General features: G+C 61.1%; 14 protein-coding genes. 3 read left to right on the top strand and 11 right to left on the bottom strand.

All coding sequences use genetic code 11. The annotated features are described in order from the left end of the window. The first annotated feature begins 249 nt into the window (after positions 1-249). The gene (locus FEZ61_RS21525; RefSeq protein ID WP_064306895.1) at positions 250-687 is read left to right on the top strand and encodes a glyoxalase superfamily protein; all 438 of its coding nucleotides are present in this window, start codon (positions 250-252) and stop codon (positions 685-687) included. Next, on the top strand, positions 688-1,023 hold the full coding sequence (locus FEZ61_RS21520) for a hypothetical protein (RefSeq protein ID WP_064306894.1): 336 nt from the start codon (positions 688-690) through the stop codon (positions 1,021-1,023). A 126-nt stretch (positions 1,024-1,149) separates the two neighbouring features. On the opposite strand, the gene FEZ61_RS21515 is transcribed toward FEZ61_RS21520, so the two are convergent. From FEZ61_RS21515 to FEZ61_RS21495, 5 genes are all read right to left on the bottom strand, one after another. After that, the gene (locus FEZ61_RS21515) at positions 1,150-2,475 is read right to left on the bottom strand and encodes a HipA domain-containing protein (protein ID WP_064306893.1); all 1,326 of its coding nucleotides are present in this window, start codon (positions 2,473-2,475) and stop codon (positions 1,150-1,152) included. Between the two features lie 83 nt (positions 2,476-2,558). Then, on the bottom strand, positions 2,559-2,858 hold the full coding sequence (locus tag FEZ61_RS21510; protein ID WP_082900349.1) for a HigA family addiction module antitoxin: 300 nt from the start codon (positions 2,856-2,858) through the stop codon (positions 2,559-2,561). Positions 2,859-3,372: 514 nt separating this feature from the next. After that, entirely contained in the window at positions 3,373-3,792 is a 420-nt protein-coding gene (locus FEZ61_RS21505) for a hypothetical protein (RefSeq protein ID WP_064306892.1), read from the bottom strand. Then, the gene (locus tag FEZ61_RS21500) at positions 3,785-4,072 is read right to left on the bottom strand and encodes a hypothetical protein (RefSeq protein WP_064306891.1); all 288 of its coding nucleotides are present in this window, start codon (positions 4,070-4,072) and stop codon (positions 3,785-3,787) included. Before FEZ61_RS21500 ends, FEZ61_RS21505 begins: the two co-directional genes overlap by 8 nt. 223 nt (positions 4,073-4,295) lie before the next feature. Next, a complete protein-coding gene (locus tag FEZ61_RS21495; protein ID WP_064306890.1) occupies positions 4,296-4,646 on the bottom strand; it encodes a hypothetical protein in 351 nt (116 codons plus the stop codon). A 147-nt stretch (positions 4,647-4,793) separates the two neighbouring features. Between FEZ61_RS21495 and FEZ61_RS21490 the strand changes: the two genes are divergently transcribed. Continuing rightward, entirely contained in the window at positions 4,794-5,924 is a 1,131-nt protein-coding gene (locus FEZ61_RS21490) for a phosphoadenosine phosphosulfate reductase family protein (protein WP_064306889.1), read from the top strand. Positions 5,925-5,989: 65 nt separating this feature from the next. Here the strand turns inward: FEZ61_RS21490 and FEZ61_RS21485 are convergent, their stop codons facing one another. The 6 genes from FEZ61_RS21485 to FEZ61_RS21460 form a co-directional block, all read right to left on the bottom strand. Further along, positions 5,990-7,108: a hypothetical protein gene (locus tag FEZ61_RS21485; RefSeq protein ID WP_064306888.1), complete on the bottom strand. Its 1,119-nt coding sequence runs from the start codon at positions 7,106-7,108 to the stop codon at positions 5,990-5,992. Continuing rightward, positions 7,105-8,343, bottom strand: a complete 1,239-nt coding sequence (locus FEZ61_RS21480; protein ID WP_156522259.1) for a hypothetical protein — start codon at positions 8,341-8,343, stop codon at positions 7,105-7,107. The genes FEZ61_RS21485 and FEZ61_RS21480 overlap by 4 nt, the downstream gene beginning before the upstream one ends. 616 nt (positions 8,344-8,959) lie before the next feature. Then, the gene (locus tag FEZ61_RS21475) at positions 8,960-9,979 is read right to left on the bottom strand and encodes a ParB/RepB/Spo0J family partition protein (RefSeq protein ID WP_231893025.1); all 1,020 of its coding nucleotides are present in this window, start codon (positions 9,977-9,979) and stop codon (positions 8,960-8,962) included. A gap of 5 nt (positions 9,980-9,984) precedes the next feature. Beyond that, the gene (locus FEZ61_RS21470; protein WP_064306885.1) at positions 9,985-11,214 is read right to left on the bottom strand and encodes an AAA family ATPase; all 1,230 of its coding nucleotides are present in this window, start codon (positions 11,212-11,214) and stop codon (positions 9,985-9,987) included. 311 nt (positions 11,215-11,525) lie between these two features. Further along, on the bottom strand, positions 11,526-14,189 hold the full coding sequence (locus tag FEZ61_RS21465; RefSeq protein WP_064306884.1) for a DEAD/DEAH box helicase: 2,664 nt from the start codon (positions 14,187-14,189) through the stop codon (positions 11,526-11,528). Between the two features lie 40 nt (positions 14,190-14,229). Continuing rightward, the coding region (locus FEZ61_RS21460; RefSeq protein ID WP_207105570.1) for a hypothetical protein at positions 14,230-14,678 on the bottom strand (449 nt) is incomplete at its 5' end.

The raw sequence follows: 14,678 nt of genomic DNA, 5'->3' as shown, positions 1-14,678 counted from the left end.
CCCGGGGATGCCGGTACCGCTATCTTCGGCGTCAGCGATTGGCATGGACAATCAGCTACGGCCACGCCCATCGCGGAACTTGATAATCTCATATGGTTGAAATAGGCTACAACAAGGCCACTTGCTGCCCGCCCCCTCCGCCATATCGGCATGGTGAAAGCAAGGCTCTACCTCCTAATGGTGATTCTCACCGGCAGGTCGCAATGGAGGGCCGACACGCGATGCGAGCCGGTATCTTGAGAACACATCATGACCACGATCGAATCGCTTAAATCGCAGGCCAAGCGTCTGCGCGCTCACCTATCTGCGAAGAACATACAGCTTACCCATAGCCAGGCTCTCGAAGCCGTTGCTGCCATGCACGGACATCGCGACTGGAATACGGCTTCAGCCGCAGCAGACGATCACGTCACGTTCACCCCCAAGTCCTACCGCGTCAGATTTTCGCTCGACGAGTTCTTGGGTGGAGACCTAGGGCCTGCCGAAGTGCAAACGGAAGGCACCTACAGACGTGGCTACCACCAATGTGCTGCTGAAATCATGCATGCGATGCGAGGACCCAGGCCGATTACAGCCGCCATATTGGAGTCTTGGGTAGAAGGGGCGGGAATGGAATGGCGAAAAGATAAGCCTTTAAATCGCATGATTACGGCGCCCGGTTTTGTGAATGTGAGCGAGGAAGAATAGATGCTATTTAAGTTTTCTAACGTTCAGGATACGGCAAGCGCGCTTATCGAATCATCAGCTACCTTCTCAACTAAGTACAAGACGCTTGAAGACGCCATCCAGTATTTAAAGCAACAGTCTGTGATGCTTTATGAGCGGGCGTATGGTGACGTTGAAGATGCTGAAGACGTAGGTGATGGGGTTTTACAAGTCCCAATATGGCGGAATGTCGGAACAACCTACTACGCCGTGCGTTCTCCGAACCCTCCTGACGGTGAGGAGTGGGCCGTTAAATCCAATACCCCGAATGCTGCGTACATCGACGTCGTTTTTTGGATGGCTGTGTCTCTTAACTAATCAGACAGGCGTGCTCAGGGTCCGAAGGCCGCTAGCCATGGGATTTGGAAGCCTAGTCTCAAAAGCCAGGCTTCCAAATTTTTTAGCGTCAGTCCGTGGGCAAGAACGCTTGGGCGCCAAGCTTCGCTATCGCAGATCTGCTTTCTGCAGGTAACCATCTAGCCACCGCAGCGGGATCGTGGGGTGCTCCCAGGCACTGGTCGGCAGCACCGGCTGCAGGAGATCAGGCAGCGCGCGCAGTCGCTCAGCGTTTTGCCTCAGAGCGAGCCACAGCCTCTCCGGATCGTCCCATGCCGCCAACAGCTGGCAGACCTCCCGCCAGTTGATGGTGCCGCCCTGCTCAACCGGCGCCGGCCATCTGGTGGCCCGAGTGACCCCCTGCTCATCCATCGCCATGGGCGCCAGGTCGTAGATCGGCGCCAGCCGTACGCCCTCTCCGTCACGCAAGATCGCAGCGTTGCGGCCATGGTTGTCCGTGTTGCCCACCACCTGATTGAGCAAGTCCCGCAGCAGGTACTCATCGAGTAAGCCTGGAATAGCGGCGTCCTGGCCGGAAGCCCGCCACACCCTTACCAGGGCCTCAATAGCGTCGAGGTGCCCCAGGTAGCTCCCGGGCACCAGCGTACCTGTCAACGAATAGATCGACTCGACAGCGACCCGCTCAAGACCCGCGGCACCGGGTCGGCGGTCGAAGCGTGGCAACCATAGGCTCGGCTGCCTACCCTCCTCGAGCATGAGCCCATCAACAGAGATCGTCTCCAGGCCCAGGCTATCCACCGCCAAGTAATACCGGTACTCGCTACGAAGCACGTCCTGGTCCGCCGCGCGCCCCTGGTTGCGGGGAAATTTGACGAGCCAGTGCCGAGCTGCCAAGTCGTCAGCAAGAGTGCCGTCCAGGTACAGCTCGCCTTGAGTACCCTGGGTCAGCAGCAGCTTTGGCGCATCGCCCCCGGCGCCGGTGGCGCTTCCTAGGAGGGCACCTTGCGCATAGGCGTGATCAAGGAAGTCGGGGCCCTGATCGATGACCTGGTCTCGCCGGAATGCGATCGGCGCCCACTCCTCGCCGATCGTTGCGGCTTCGCGGATCCGCAGCTGACCGATCGGGGCAAGGGTACAGCGCGCTAGCAGTTCGAATGCCGGCTGGGTGGCTTGCCCGCTTACCAGCGCGAGACGGGGAAGCAGGAATCGACGCGCCGCACCGGAGGGCACGATATCGAACAGGAACGCCGGCCAATGCGAGAGACGAACAACGTCCCAGCTCAGCGGGAGATTCGCGCTCACGGCGTGCTGCAGCGATGGGCCGGATTCGGTCAGGTACTGAGCGAGAAATGACGCCAGGTAGCGGCAGCTGCAGGGGCTGTTGACAGGATGCCTGCCTGGATCGTCAAAGTGGATGTTGAGTGCATCCTGCCAATGACCATCGACGAACGCCTGGACGACTAGATCGGCCATAGCCGGCCGCCCAATGTGTCGCCGTGGGTTGCTGCATATCGGCTTGTCGCTGGCGCAGCAGGGGTCAGTTGAAACGCCATGCGCTATTGCTTCAATCCGCAAGCAGGCTTGGTCTCGGCCGCCTGCTGGGCAACAGCTGCAACCCTCTCATCGCAGGTGGCCTGTAGCGACAGCCAGAAACCCTCAGATGTCTTGAAATGTGCCGCCAGCTTCGACGCCAGCTCAGGCGTCACAGGCGCGCGCTCATTCACCACCGCCTCCACCGTAGCGGCCGGAACGCCAAGCCGCTCAGCAAACGCTATCGTGTCGGTCTGCAGCGGTACCAGGAACTCCCCCCTGAGGATCTCGCCCGGGTGGATCGGCGGCATACCGTTCTTGATCACTGCGATTCTCCTGGGGCGGCTTGTCAGGTCAGTATGCCGGCATTGAGCCGCGGAGAGGAGGACAGGCCGTAAAAGGCCGCTGGCGTATCACCTGGTGCCGGCCAGGCAAAGCATCGGTGGCACCTGCAGCAAGCCGCTGGTGCCAAAGACCCCATCCGCGCTACTGGAGTTGATCAAACCGCCCCTTTCGAGCCGGTCGACGCTTGGAATGCCACTCTGCTCCTGGCCGAGAGACCTTACCGGGGTGTGATATCCGGGGACTTGTTACTGGAAGGATCCTTGCCAAACAGGAACACCGAGGCTTCGGCTTCCAGGGCGTTCTGCCAGTCGAGCGTGGTCTCCTGCCTTGCATCATTCCGGCAGACCTCTACCCGTGCTTTGCGCCAGGTCGTTGCGCTTAGGGTCGTAGCGCTGCCACATAAATTCTGGTCATAGGTACGCCCCGCCCACGATGCCCCAGGGCCAGGTGCGAGACCGCGGGGAGGGGTAAACGCCAAAGCCTGCTGCTGTTGCATCACAGGAGAGGCAACTGTCGGTTTGCATCCGCCTCGTCTTGAAACGCCTGGATCGCCTCGTCATCAGCATCACACCCGCGGCCGGCGCCCAGCAGGCCGGCGAAATGCGCCTTCAAGGCCTGTTCGCCCTGGCCGCCCTGGCCGCCCGGGGCGAGCTGGTCGATCGCATGCCAAGGCACCAACCGCTCCGGCGGCAGAAACCGATAGGGATCGGCCACCAGCCCGCAGGCAAAGCGGCCGGTACCGAGCGAGATCAACGCTCGGCACCTCTCCTCGTCACCTAGCTCCTTGCCGAGGTCGCACACCTCGGCAATACAGCACAGGCCGCATCCGTTGCACGGTTTGCCCTGCGGCGGCTTATCCATCGAGACCAGGTGGAGCAGATGCCAGACGGCGCCTGCAGGCTCGAGCTTATCCATCTACCCTCCCCTTCTCACCGGCGCGGCCCGAAAAAACCCTGCCCAGGTCACCCGGGCGCCATTGGGCAACCGGCTCATCACAGTCGGCGCAGTAGAGAATCTTCCCATCGCGGACCTTCAGGTTCGAGTACATATCGGTGTTGTCCGCAGTGCCCCCGTCCAGGTCGACGTAATACTCGCCTGACCCCTGGTAGTGCCGCTTGATGAAGAAATGTACCCGGTTTCCGCAGGACGGACAGGACACCGGGTCATCGATCGTCTGCAGGTTGCTACTGCGCATTATTTGCCACCTCGGCGCGCGGTTCCGGATTTCCTGCCTGATCGGCCTTTTCCACCTCGGTTCTTCCTGCCCTTTTTGCCTGGCTTCCCCCACCCTGCACCCCAGGGGTCGACGCGGATGTCAGGGTACTGGTCTTTGACCGCGTTCCAGCTCGCCTCACGCGCTGGGAGCGTCGCTTCGACATAGGGTTCCCAGCCGACCCAACTGATCGCATCCATCAGCTCTATGCACAACTCCCCCCGTCGATCGGTGACAGGAGGCCGTGCTCGTCGATAATACGGGTGTCACCGAACGACCAGGTCTGCTCGTCGAGCTCGACCGCCATGAACACTTCCCACTCGGTCGTGTCGTCATCCGGGCCTGGATAGGCCACCCAGGCCTCACCGATCTGCAACGGCCCGTACTTCGTCTGGAAGGTGACCGTCACGTGGCCGCGGGCATAGTGCAGCCGCGGATTGCCGGTACCGCGCACTTTTTTGATAACTGACGCGACGCTCATCGGCGGCAGGTCTTTCTCCGGAGCGTGCGCAAGGTGCTCGAGTAACTCAACGAAATCGTCGTAGCGGATATCCATCGTCTCAGGTCCATGAGGGGTACCCCGATACCCTGGCACCTTTCCTGAGAATGCAAGGACGATCCCGCATGGACGCAAGCCGTGCAGAAGTTGCATTCCTGGGGATTGGGAGATCCTGCAGAGGTCCTTCCAATAGCGGATCTCCTCATGTCTGTCGTCGCCCGAACTGCTGAAATCGACGCCCTCCTCTCCCGTGATGCCGTGGTCGCCATCGGCGTAAGCGGCGGCAAGGACTCGGACGCCTGTGCACTGGCAACGGCTGCCTACCTGGACCAGCTTGGCCACCGTGGGCCCCGGCTGCTGATTCATGCCGATCTTGGCTCGGTGGAGTGGGAGCAGAGCCTCCCCAAGTGCCAGGAACTGGCCAGTGCGATCGGCTGGGAGCTTGCCGTCGTACGCCGTGAGGCGGGCGGGATGATGGAGCGTTGGGAGGGCCGTTGGGACAACAACGTTCGTCGCTACGCTGACCTTTCGTGCGTGAAGCTGATCCTGCCCTGGAGCACACCGTCGATGCGCTTCTGCACCTCGGAGCTCAAGAGCGCGGTGATCGCCAGCTACCTCAAGAAGCGTTTTCCCGGACAAGACATCATCAACGTCACCGGCATCCGTCGCCAGGAAAGCTCCAGCCGCAGCAAGATGCCGGTATCCAAGGTAGACACCCGACTTAGCCGGCGCGGCCTGCAAGGCTTGGTGTGGAATTCGATCATCGAATGGACGCTGCCTGAGGTACTGGGCGAGATTGCCGGCCACGGCCGAGAGCTGCACGAGGCCTACACGCGTTACGGCATGAGCCGAGTGAGCTGCTCGTTCTGCATCATGGCCTCCAAGCCTGATTTGATCGCTTCCGCCGCCTGCGCGAGCAACCAGGATACCTATCGCAGGATGGTTGCCCTTGAAGCGAGGTCTTCGTTCTCGTTTCAGTCCGGCGCCTGGCTGGGCGACATCGCCCCTCATTTGCTCGACCACAAGGCATTGGCGCGGATCCGTAATGCGAAAGAGGTATGCCGCATACGCGAATCTGCGGAGGCGACGATCCCTCGGCATCTCCACTACGTCTCTGGATGGCCCACCTGTATCCCAACCGCACATGAAGCTGAACTGCTCGCAGGCGTGCGGCTGACCGTCGCGCGATCGTTGAAGCTCGACGTAGCGTGTACCACCGGCTCTGAGGTCAGGGCTCGTTATGCGGAGCTGTACGCGGCCAAGCCCGATCAGATCGTGGATGCACCCGTTCACCTGATTCACCCGGCTGCATCGCAGATCGCGTTCGAGTTCTGATCGCGACGCTGAGTGTTCACCCGCCCTGCCCAATACCCAGGCGTGCAGTGATCGCTTCGTGGCCATCAGGCTGGCATCGCCGGGTGGTGAAGTCTTGGCGTCGTCCACGTGCCCTGCCTGATAAGCTTCGCAGCAATGTTGATAGCTTTAGCTGTTGGGTGCTTGGCCAGCGCGCCATTCTGCAGGCTTTGAAAAACCTCCTTGGCCAACTGAGGTAGGCGATCGCTGGCGACGCCGCTCTTCACAAGCTTTTCCATGATTGAAAAAAGCCACGACGCGTTTTGTGTTTTTTCTCTCGGAAGAGTTATTTCTTGGGGGGCAATTCTGGTCCCCCCTCTTTTAAGATTTGGCCCCCCTGCCGCGGGCACCTGATTACCGGCTTCGCGAGGGGCATCGTGGTTCATACGTAGTCGGCTCGGCACGTCGGGCGCTTTCGGTTTCGTGCCGATGCTTCTGAGGGCAAGCCGCTCGATGGCAGTGAGTGAACGGCCTTCTCTCTGAGCTGATGCCTGGATGACCATTGCAGCATCTACCTCCGTGTCGCACGCCTGTTTTACGTCTCCGCAAAGGCTTTCTACGTCACCACTGGTGGATATCCCGTCACCGTGCGCTTCCACCGTTACTGCCATTTGATCTGAATGCCCTTCAGAAGCCGATAGCTCACCTTGGGTAGAGGCAGTGGACTTCGGCATGTCCGGTTGACGAATACCCGTCGGCTTCACACCGATCTCCCCTTCTACCTGGTTACTTCTCCCGCTGGTCTCGAGGGTCTCGACTAACCCTTCGAGCGCAGCTTCGCGCTGCTTTCGATCAGGGCAGCTGACGTTCAGCTTGGCCAGGATCACTTCGCTGAGCCTAATGCGGAAGACGTTCGGCAGACTCATGCCGTTCTCTGCTCTTCGTACCACGACCTCAAGCAGCCCCCGCTCGACCAGTCGCTTGCACAAGCGCTTGGCCGTGTTCTCTGAAAACCCAAAACGCTTCGCGAGGAAAGACCAGCTGATCTCCCGCTCCATGTTCGGATTGCTGCTGCAGAGATCGTAAAGCGAGAGCCACATTCCGAAGCTATCAAGGCCGATCTCAGCGACGCGCTGGAGATGCCTCAGGTAGGTGACGGGAATCATAGTGAAGGGCTTCGATCTGCTGTGATGGTAGAGGTCGTTCACAGTGCATAGGGTGGTCATCGTGTTTTTCCTAGGCATAAAAAAACCCGCCTAGTGGCGGGTTTCTTGGGCGTCCTACCGATTTGGCGGCGCCGGTCTATGTGAGGTGGTGGTGGAGGGCCTGTATCAGGCGGAGCGGACTCATAGCCTACTGATTGGCGAGGGAGGCCAATCGTGGTCGGCGCTAATCGCCGGTTGGCCCAGAAGCTATAAATGGGGTCATCCAATTTGTCGTATGCATACGACAAATCCTGAGCGACCAGGGTGGAGGCGGCCTGCACAGCAGAGCGCCGGACCGTTTTGTCGTATGCATACGACAAAGCCGAAGAGGCCAGATCGGGCACCTGGCGCAGGTCTGAGGCGATGGCGATCTTGTCGTATGCATACGACAAATCCTGAACGTCCAGAGTGGAAGCGGCCGGCGCCGGAGAGCACCGGACCGTTTTGTCGTATGCATACGACAAAATTGAGCTACCCAGATCGGGCACCAGGTACCGGGCCGAGGCACCGGCCATCTTGTCGTATGCATACGACAAATCCTGAACGTCCAAAGTGGAAGCGGCCAGCTCAGCGGAGCGCAGGACCGGTTTGTCGTATGCATACGACAAAATCGAGCTACCTAGATCGGGCACCAGGTGCCTGGCCGAGGCCCCGGCCATCTCGTTGTATGCATACGACAAATCGTGAACGTCCACGGTGGAAGCGGCCAGCTCAGCGGAGCGCAGGACCGGTTTGTCGTATGCATACGACAAAATCGAGCTACCTAGATCGGGCACCAGGTGCCGGGCCGAGGCACCGGCCATTTTGTTGTATGCATACGACAAATCCTGAACGTCCAGGGTGGAAGCGGCCAGCTCTGCAGAGCGCAGGACCGGTTTGTCGTATGCATACGACAAAATCGAGCTACCTAGATCGGGCACCAGGTGCCGGGCCGAGGAACCGGCCATCTTGTCGTATGCATACGACAAATCCTGAACGTCCAGGGTGGAAGCGGCCGGCGCCGGGGAGCACCGGACCGATTTGTCGTATGCATACGACAAAACTGAAGCAACCAGATCAGGCACCTGGCGCAGGTCAGAGGCGATGGCGATCTTGTCGTATGCATACGACAAATGCCGAGCGCCCAGAGTGGAAGCGGTCAGCTCAGCGGTGCGCCGGACCATTTTGTCGTATGCATACGACAAGTCCGAACCATCCAGATTGGGCGCCAAGCGCAGGTCCGAAGCCTCGTCGATTTTGTCGTATGCATACGACAAGCCCCGGGCGTCCCGCGTGGAAGCGGCCGGCGCCGGGGAGCACCGGACCGTTTTGTCGTATGCATACGACAAAATCGAGCTACCCCGATCGGGCACCAGGTACCGGGCCGAGGCACCGGCCATCTTGTCGTATGCATACGACAAATCCCGGGCGTCCAGGGTGGAAGCGGCCGGCGCCGGGGAGCACCGGACCGTTTTGTCGTATGCATACGACAAATTTGGGCGTGCTGAAACAGGCCTCGCCCGAGGCCCCTGTTGTAGGGCGAAGCTGTCGTATGCATACGGCTGACTGTCCACGCTTCGCTCACTTACGCGGCGTTGACGAAGGACGAGATCAGATTTGTCGTATGCATACGACAAATTCACAGAGAATGAAGCAAATGCAATCCTTACCACCCTCGAATCGAGGGAACGCGAGATAAGCGCCCCGTGCTTCAGTAGGGGAGGGCGAGGTCTCGCTGTACGCTGCACGGTCTCCGAGGGCTCATCCGTGGAACCCGCAGCTAACCGCCCAGAATTGAACCGGCCCTGAACGACGCAACTTATCGGAGCGCTATAAGCACGAAAGGCGAGCAACCTAAAAGGTGCTCGCCCACGTGCAACGCTGCCCGACGGTCTAGTCTTCACTGGCGCCAGCATCTCCTTGTTGCTCGAGCAAAGCAGCAATTCGCTTCGACAAGTCATCCAGGGTTAGGTCGCTGTTGAGCTTTGAAGACAGGGTGATCTGGACCGACCCCCGCTCCGTGCGACGGATGCTTCCCAGTTTCTCGCCGCTTTTACCTACGACCTCGATCGCACTAGCGGCACCCACCGCGCCCTGGTTGCTGCGCACTACCCGCTGCAGAACCTTGTCGCTCATAGCACCCGACCTGATCCGTGGGGCCAGCTCTATAAGGGTGCGCTTGTAGCGCTCTCCGTGATTCTCGTCGTTGACCAGAGCCACGATGGCTTTAGCGGTCAAGACACTGACCTTACCCATGGGCCCGATCGCATCCATCAGCTCGCGCGGAATCCGGAAGAAGGTCAGCAGGTTGTTAAGCGTTTGCCGTTGCAGGCCCAACTCCGCAGCCAGCGACGTCTGATTCTTGTAGACGCCTTGATCTAGGGCTCGCTGATATGATTTGGCTTTGGCCCAACTCGAGAGGTTCTCCCGAAGGTTGTTCTCATGCTCCATGGCGGCGAAGGCGGACTTATCGTCCAGCTCTTTCACAACACACAAGAACGGCCGCTCAAGATCCTTGGATACGAGCCAACGCCTAAGGCCGAAGATAAGCTCGTAATGCCCTGGTTTGCTCGGGTTGGGACGAACGAGCCCGGGAACCGCCTGGCCCGCTGCGCGAATGGCCTGCGTCAGCTGGTCCAGATCGCCCATTTCATCTTCGGGGCGATCAGCAAACGCCCACGGCTCTACAAGAGACGGATCGATCTCCTGAATAAGATTTCCCTGCCGTTCCGCGTCGGAGATCTCCGGTTGCTGCGGCGCCTTGGGTTTCTCAGGAAACCGCGCAAGCAGGCTGTCACCGCCTACGCTCTGGGCATCAGGATGAACACGTCGGGGGCCTGCGGCAGCCAGCTTTTGTTTTTCTTCGACAAGCTGCGCGGTGAACAGTCCTGCTACACCGGGCGCTCGAGGCATGTCACTCACTTATCTCTCCCCGCAGCTTGCGCCTGCTGTTCCCAGATAGTTTTCAAATCTTTAAGAATCTCATCGTTGACGCCATCGAGAATTTCGACAGCGCGGCGATAAGAGTCGCGAGTGGATCTCGACGGAACTTGGTCGTACACAGAAGAAAGTTCCGCGTTGGCGCGCTCAATGGCGGCCGTAAGATTGACTACATTGCTCAACACGTAGTCGCCGTAAAGATGGCGAATACGCTGTTCTATCTTCATCGCCGCTTGAAACTTGGGCCCTGGATGACGGGTGATCATCAGGCGCAAGTAATCAAATTCCTTTTCTGCCGCCTCAAACAGGCTGGCCAGAGCGGAGCAAAGCATCACGAAGGACGCGTAATCATAGGTGCCTGGCGGGATCGGCACAATAAGGCCATTTGCCGCCATCATGGCGTTCAGCGATACGCTCGCCATGTTCGGGCCGCAGTCGAGAAGAATCAGGTCATATTCGTCTCTTACAACATCGAGCGCATTACGCAGGCGGAACACCGGGCTGCCAAGATTTTCCGAGTTGTTCATCTCGGGATTAGGCAACTGGATATCCAGTTCCTGCAAACTTAAGTTCGCCGGTATCAGATGGATACCTGGGAAGTAGGATTCGAAAGTGCAGCGCCGAATTGCCTGGGGATCCAACAACAGCGCCTGGTTGATGATATCTTCGCTGCTGAGTTCGATATCGGGAATATAGGGGCCGAGGTTGACGGTGCTGGATGCTTGCGGGTCAAGATCGACCACCAGCACTCTGAGGCCTTCGATAGCTGCCTTCTGGGCCAGATGAACGACCGTGGTCGTCTTGGCGACACCACCCTTGAAGTTCGATACGGCGATGATAATCGAGCTGGAGCCGGCGGGTCGGAGGTAGCGTGAGCCGAACCGATCGCGGTAGCGGTTGATGTCGTCCAGGGTAAACGACCACTTACCGCGCTCGTCCTTGGGGATCGGCTTGGCAGAGGAGTCGCCTGCCTCGAAGGCCGCCACGATCTCAGCTTCGGCTGCGCGTATCGTATTGGGCGACTTGTCGATCAGCTGAGCGGCTTCGGCCAGGGACCAGGTGCGGGCACGTTTCTGCTCGTCCGGCTTGATGACGTCGGTGCGCAGCATGGCCAGCTCCGCGTTTCCCTTCTCGGAGAAACTGCGAAGCAATGCGCCGGCGTTTTTTGCGCCCAACTGACTCGGTACGTGCTCGAACAGCTTATTCATCCCACACTCCGCTTTGAATGGTCAACGGCGTAATAATGCTCTTTGAGCGTTCAGTCCGCAATAGTGCATTCAGCATCTTTTACGGTGTGCGGACGGCTGTGCTCTCGTTTTGCCGTGGTAGGACGAGCCGCGCGCAGTTGCACAGAGAGCACCCCTTTCCAGCGGCAAAATGCCATCAATCGGGCGGAGTGCAGTCTCGGCTATCGAATTAGAGAGGAGTTTCAATGCGTTAGGGGGCAGGTTCACACCCTTTAAGGGCGTGAACTGCGAAATATCGACGCCCCGCAGGCTTTACTGCACAGCGTGGACTGCTACGACAAAACGCCCAATCGGCGTAGGGCGGCTTGCTTCGTATCGTGGAGCTTGCCGGCCTTTAGTAGGGTTTTCTGCCGAGATACCCATGAACCCAGCCGCAGGCCGGCAGCTGTCACGTGTTTCACCGGTACCGAGCCGCCGGCATTGGCGGCCAGGTAGTCTTGGAGCGCTGCAAAGTGCTGTTGCCACGCAGCTTCCGCAGGATCGAACGAAAACCCAGCGGCCAGCAGCCGGCCGTGATCCGGATCCTCCGGTTTGTCCTTCAGCCGCGTGCGCTGATTCGAGCACCACCTGCCGAGCTTGTAACCATCGCCAGCCACGTAGGCGATCGGCACATCGCAGTGGCCATGCGCGGCCTTGAACTGCTCCAGGTGCTGCAGGCCCTGGTCGAAGGCCGCACCGAACATCTCCCACACGAAACCCAGCTGATTCAGCAGCTCAATGCGCTGCGCGTCCATTTGGCCGTCGCGGTAGCGCGCGCGCTGGTTCCCGACCCAGGTACCAAGCGCTGTCCCATCAGGCAGCACGAAGTCGAGCGGCACATTCACATGGCCATGCCGTGTACCGAACTCCTGCAGCGCGGCGTAGGCGGCTTCCCAGCGAGCGTCCAACACGCCAGCGCCGAAATCGAAGCCCAGGGCGGCCAGCCGATCGCGCCTGGACAGGTCGATCTGACGGCTGCGCTGGTTCCGACACCAGTCCGCCAGATCGGTACCGTCTACCAGCACCTGGCGCTGGGCGATGCGGAGGTGACCGTGCTGCTCCTTAAACGCCACCAGCGCCTGATACCGTTTCTCCCAGGCGTCGTCGAAGGGGCTCAGGATGAAGCCCAGGGCCTCAAGCAGCTGCTTTTTCCGCGGCGCCAGCCGGCCGATGCGATAGGCCTTGCGCTGCTCGCTGCACCAGTGGCCCAGGGCGAGCCCGTCTGCGGTGACGACGTCGACGGCGGGGGAGGGCGATCCCGTGTCTGCCAGATAGCTGCGTAAGGATTCGTACCCCCGCTCCCAGGCATGCTCTCGCGGATCGAACTCGAAGCCGATGGCCTCCAGCTGCTCGGCACGGTTGGGTGCAAGCCGGCCTAGCCGGTGGAGCGCGCGCTGGCGAGAGCACCAGGCGCCCAGGGTATGCCCACCCGGTGTGCGATAGCTGCGGGCGACCCGGGCGTGGCCCCGGTCAGTCACGAACGCACGCAGGAGACCGTAATAGTGCGGCCAGCTGCCGGCGATGCGCCCTACCAGCTCCGTTGATAGCACAGCCTTGAGGCTGGCGGCCCAGGCGCCCGCGTCGAGACGACCTGCAGGCGCGATGACGTGCAGCTTGTTGAACCAGCCGGGCGACGCAGGCTGTCCGGTTTCGCCCTGGTCTACTGCAGCGCGCTGCACCTCGTTGAGCATGGCGTCGTCCTGCTCGGCGAGCGCCGCCAGGGTCCGCCAGACCGTGGACATGTCGCTGCGCGCCACGGCCTGAATGAGGGACTCGCCGGAGCTCCGCTTTAGGCGTAGGGGTATCAGGACATAGCCGTAGCGCTTGCCCGGCGCCTTGCGCACCGCGCGGCCGAGCGCCTGGACGATGTCGACGTGGCTTTCCCGCCGGTGCATGAAGGCGACCAGGTCGGTATCCGGCACGTCCACCCCTTCAGCCAGGCAGCGTGCGCAGGACAGCGCTGCGCGCGGGGCCCGGCCGTACTGGTGCAGCAGGCGGGTGCGCTGCCACGAGGGGAAAGACCCATCGATGTGGCGCGCCCAGAAGTCGCCGGCGCCGACGGCCTCCCGCAGCGCGGTGGCAAAGCGCTTCGACTGCGAGATCCGCGAGTAGAAGGCGAAAGCCTTTCGGGCGCCGACGTCTGTCATCGCCCGCAGCAACTCCTGGGCATGCACCGCGTAGCGGCGCTCCTCATCTTCCAGCGCTTCGGCGAGCTGCTCGTCGTCCACCTCCTCTACAGAGATGATGACGCGGAAATCGCAGATGATCCCCGCCGCGACGGCCGCGGAGTAGCTGAGCTCGTAGGCAACCGGACCGAAGACGGCCTCATCCGTCATGGAGTAAATGGGCCCGGTACCGGCCGGGCCTTCCTCCTCAGCGATGGCCAACGGCGTCGCGGTAAGGAAGAGGCGCTTGTCGATGCGCAGGGTAGCGTGGTCACTCAGCGCGAAGCTGTTGCGGCGGCCGGCGGCGCCGGCTGTCTTGTGCGCCTCGTCGAGGATCCCCAGGTCAAAGGCAAAACCGGGCGGCAGGCCCTGGGCGAGGGTAGGGGCACTGGCGTAGGTGCACAACACGATCAGGTCTCGACCCAGGGTGCTGACCTTGAGCGCGATCTCCTCAGGCGAGGTAGTGACCGCCACCGGAAGATCCTCGAGCACCTCATGCTCGTCGTCGAGCGTGGCCACACTCTCGTCGCTGCAGACGCACAGCACGCGCTCCAGATCCAGCTCGGCGTTGCTCACCCAGGCCTGCAGCGTCTGGCTGACCAGCGCGAGCGAGGGTAGGAAGATGACGATACTGCGGGCATCGAGCGCCGCGGCGACACCCTGCGCAAGCCGAGTCTTGCCGGTCCCACACGCCATATGCACCTGCAGCCGGGCCCGCCGCTTGAATCCGTCCAGGATGCGGGCGCGGGCTTCGAGCTGGTGGGGGGCGAGAAGGCTGGAGGAAAACTGCATCGGTAGTGGGCGGCGGTGATGTAGTAGGGGAGGGGGGTGATTATCGCACCGAATCGGCTTGTGCTTCAGGTGCTCGGCCGCGCACAGGGATACCGCGGCGCTGACGGGCGCTGGCATAGCGGGCAGGGGTCCCTCCATGCTGCGCCGCCAGGTCCTCATCTGACCAGGTACCCAACAGGCCGGTGATTTCCCTGAGCGGCGTCTTGTTCGAAAGCACCTGCTCGCCGCGGCGGATGGCCTGGATCTGCACCACGCCGCAGCCAGCCCGGGCGGCTAAGGCCTCGTCAGATAGGAGGGGTAGCAGCGCCTGCAACTCGGCCGTCCAGTTCAGGGCGTCGCGGGTCGCCGGAATGCCACGGTCCCGACGCAACTTGCTGACCACGGGTTGAGCGATACCAAGCGTAGAGCCGATCGCCAGGTCGGTGACGGTGCCCAGCATGGCGTCCATCTCTGATCGATCCGGTACGTGCCGAGGGATGCCAAGCCGCG

This window comes from Pseudomonas sp. MS15a(2019) (assembly GCF_013277805.1).
GTDB lineage: Bacteria > Pseudomonadota > Gammaproteobacteria > Pseudomonadales > Pseudomonadaceae > Chryseomonas > Chryseomonas benzopyrenica.
This window is presented reverse-complemented; position numbering and strand designations above follow the sequence as displayed.

Bases quoted from the DNA above. Each gene is read 5' to 3' on its own strand.
- FEZ61_RS21465 (WP_064306884.1), bottom strand. From the start codon at position 14,189: ATGCAGTTTTCCTCCAGCCTTCTCGCCCCCCACCAGCTCGAAGCCCGC.
- FEZ61_RS21525 (WP_064306895.1), top strand. From the start codon at position 250: ATGACCACGATCGAATCGCTTAAATCGCAGGCCAAGCGTCTGCGCGCT.
- FEZ61_RS21505 (WP_064306892.1), bottom strand. From the start codon at position 3,792: ATGGATAAGCTCGAGCCTGCAGGCGCCGTCTGGCATCTGCTCCACCTG.
- FEZ61_RS21470 (WP_064306885.1), bottom strand. From the start codon at position 11,214: ATGAATAAGCTGTTCGAGCACGTACCGAGTCAGTTGGGCGCAAAAAAC.
- FEZ61_RS21500 (WP_064306891.1), bottom strand. From the start codon at position 4,072: ATGCGCAGTAGCAACCTGCAGACGATCGATGACCCGGTGTCCTGTCCG.
- FEZ61_RS21520 (WP_064306894.1), top strand. From the start codon at position 688: ATGCTATTTAAGTTTTCTAACGTTCAGGATACGGCAAGCGCGCTTATC.
- FEZ61_RS21475 (WP_231893025.1), bottom strand. From the start codon at position 9,979: ATGCCTCGAGCGCCCGGTGTAGCAGGACTGTTCACCGCGCAGCTTGTC.
- FEZ61_RS21490 (WP_064306889.1), top strand. From the start codon at position 4,794: ATGTCTGTCGTCGCCCGAACTGCTGAAATCGACGCCCTCCTCTCCCGT.
- FEZ61_RS21495 (WP_064306890.1), bottom strand. From the start codon at position 4,646: ATGGATATCCGCTACGACGATTTCGTTGAGTTACTCGAGCACCTTGCG.
- FEZ61_RS21515 (WP_064306893.1), bottom strand. From the start codon at position 2,475: ATGGCCGATCTAGTCGTCCAGGCGTTCGTCGATGGTCATTGGCAGGAT.
- FEZ61_RS21485 (WP_064306888.1), bottom strand. From the start codon at position 7,108: ATGACCACCCTATGCACTGTGAACGACCTCTACCATCACAGCAGATCG.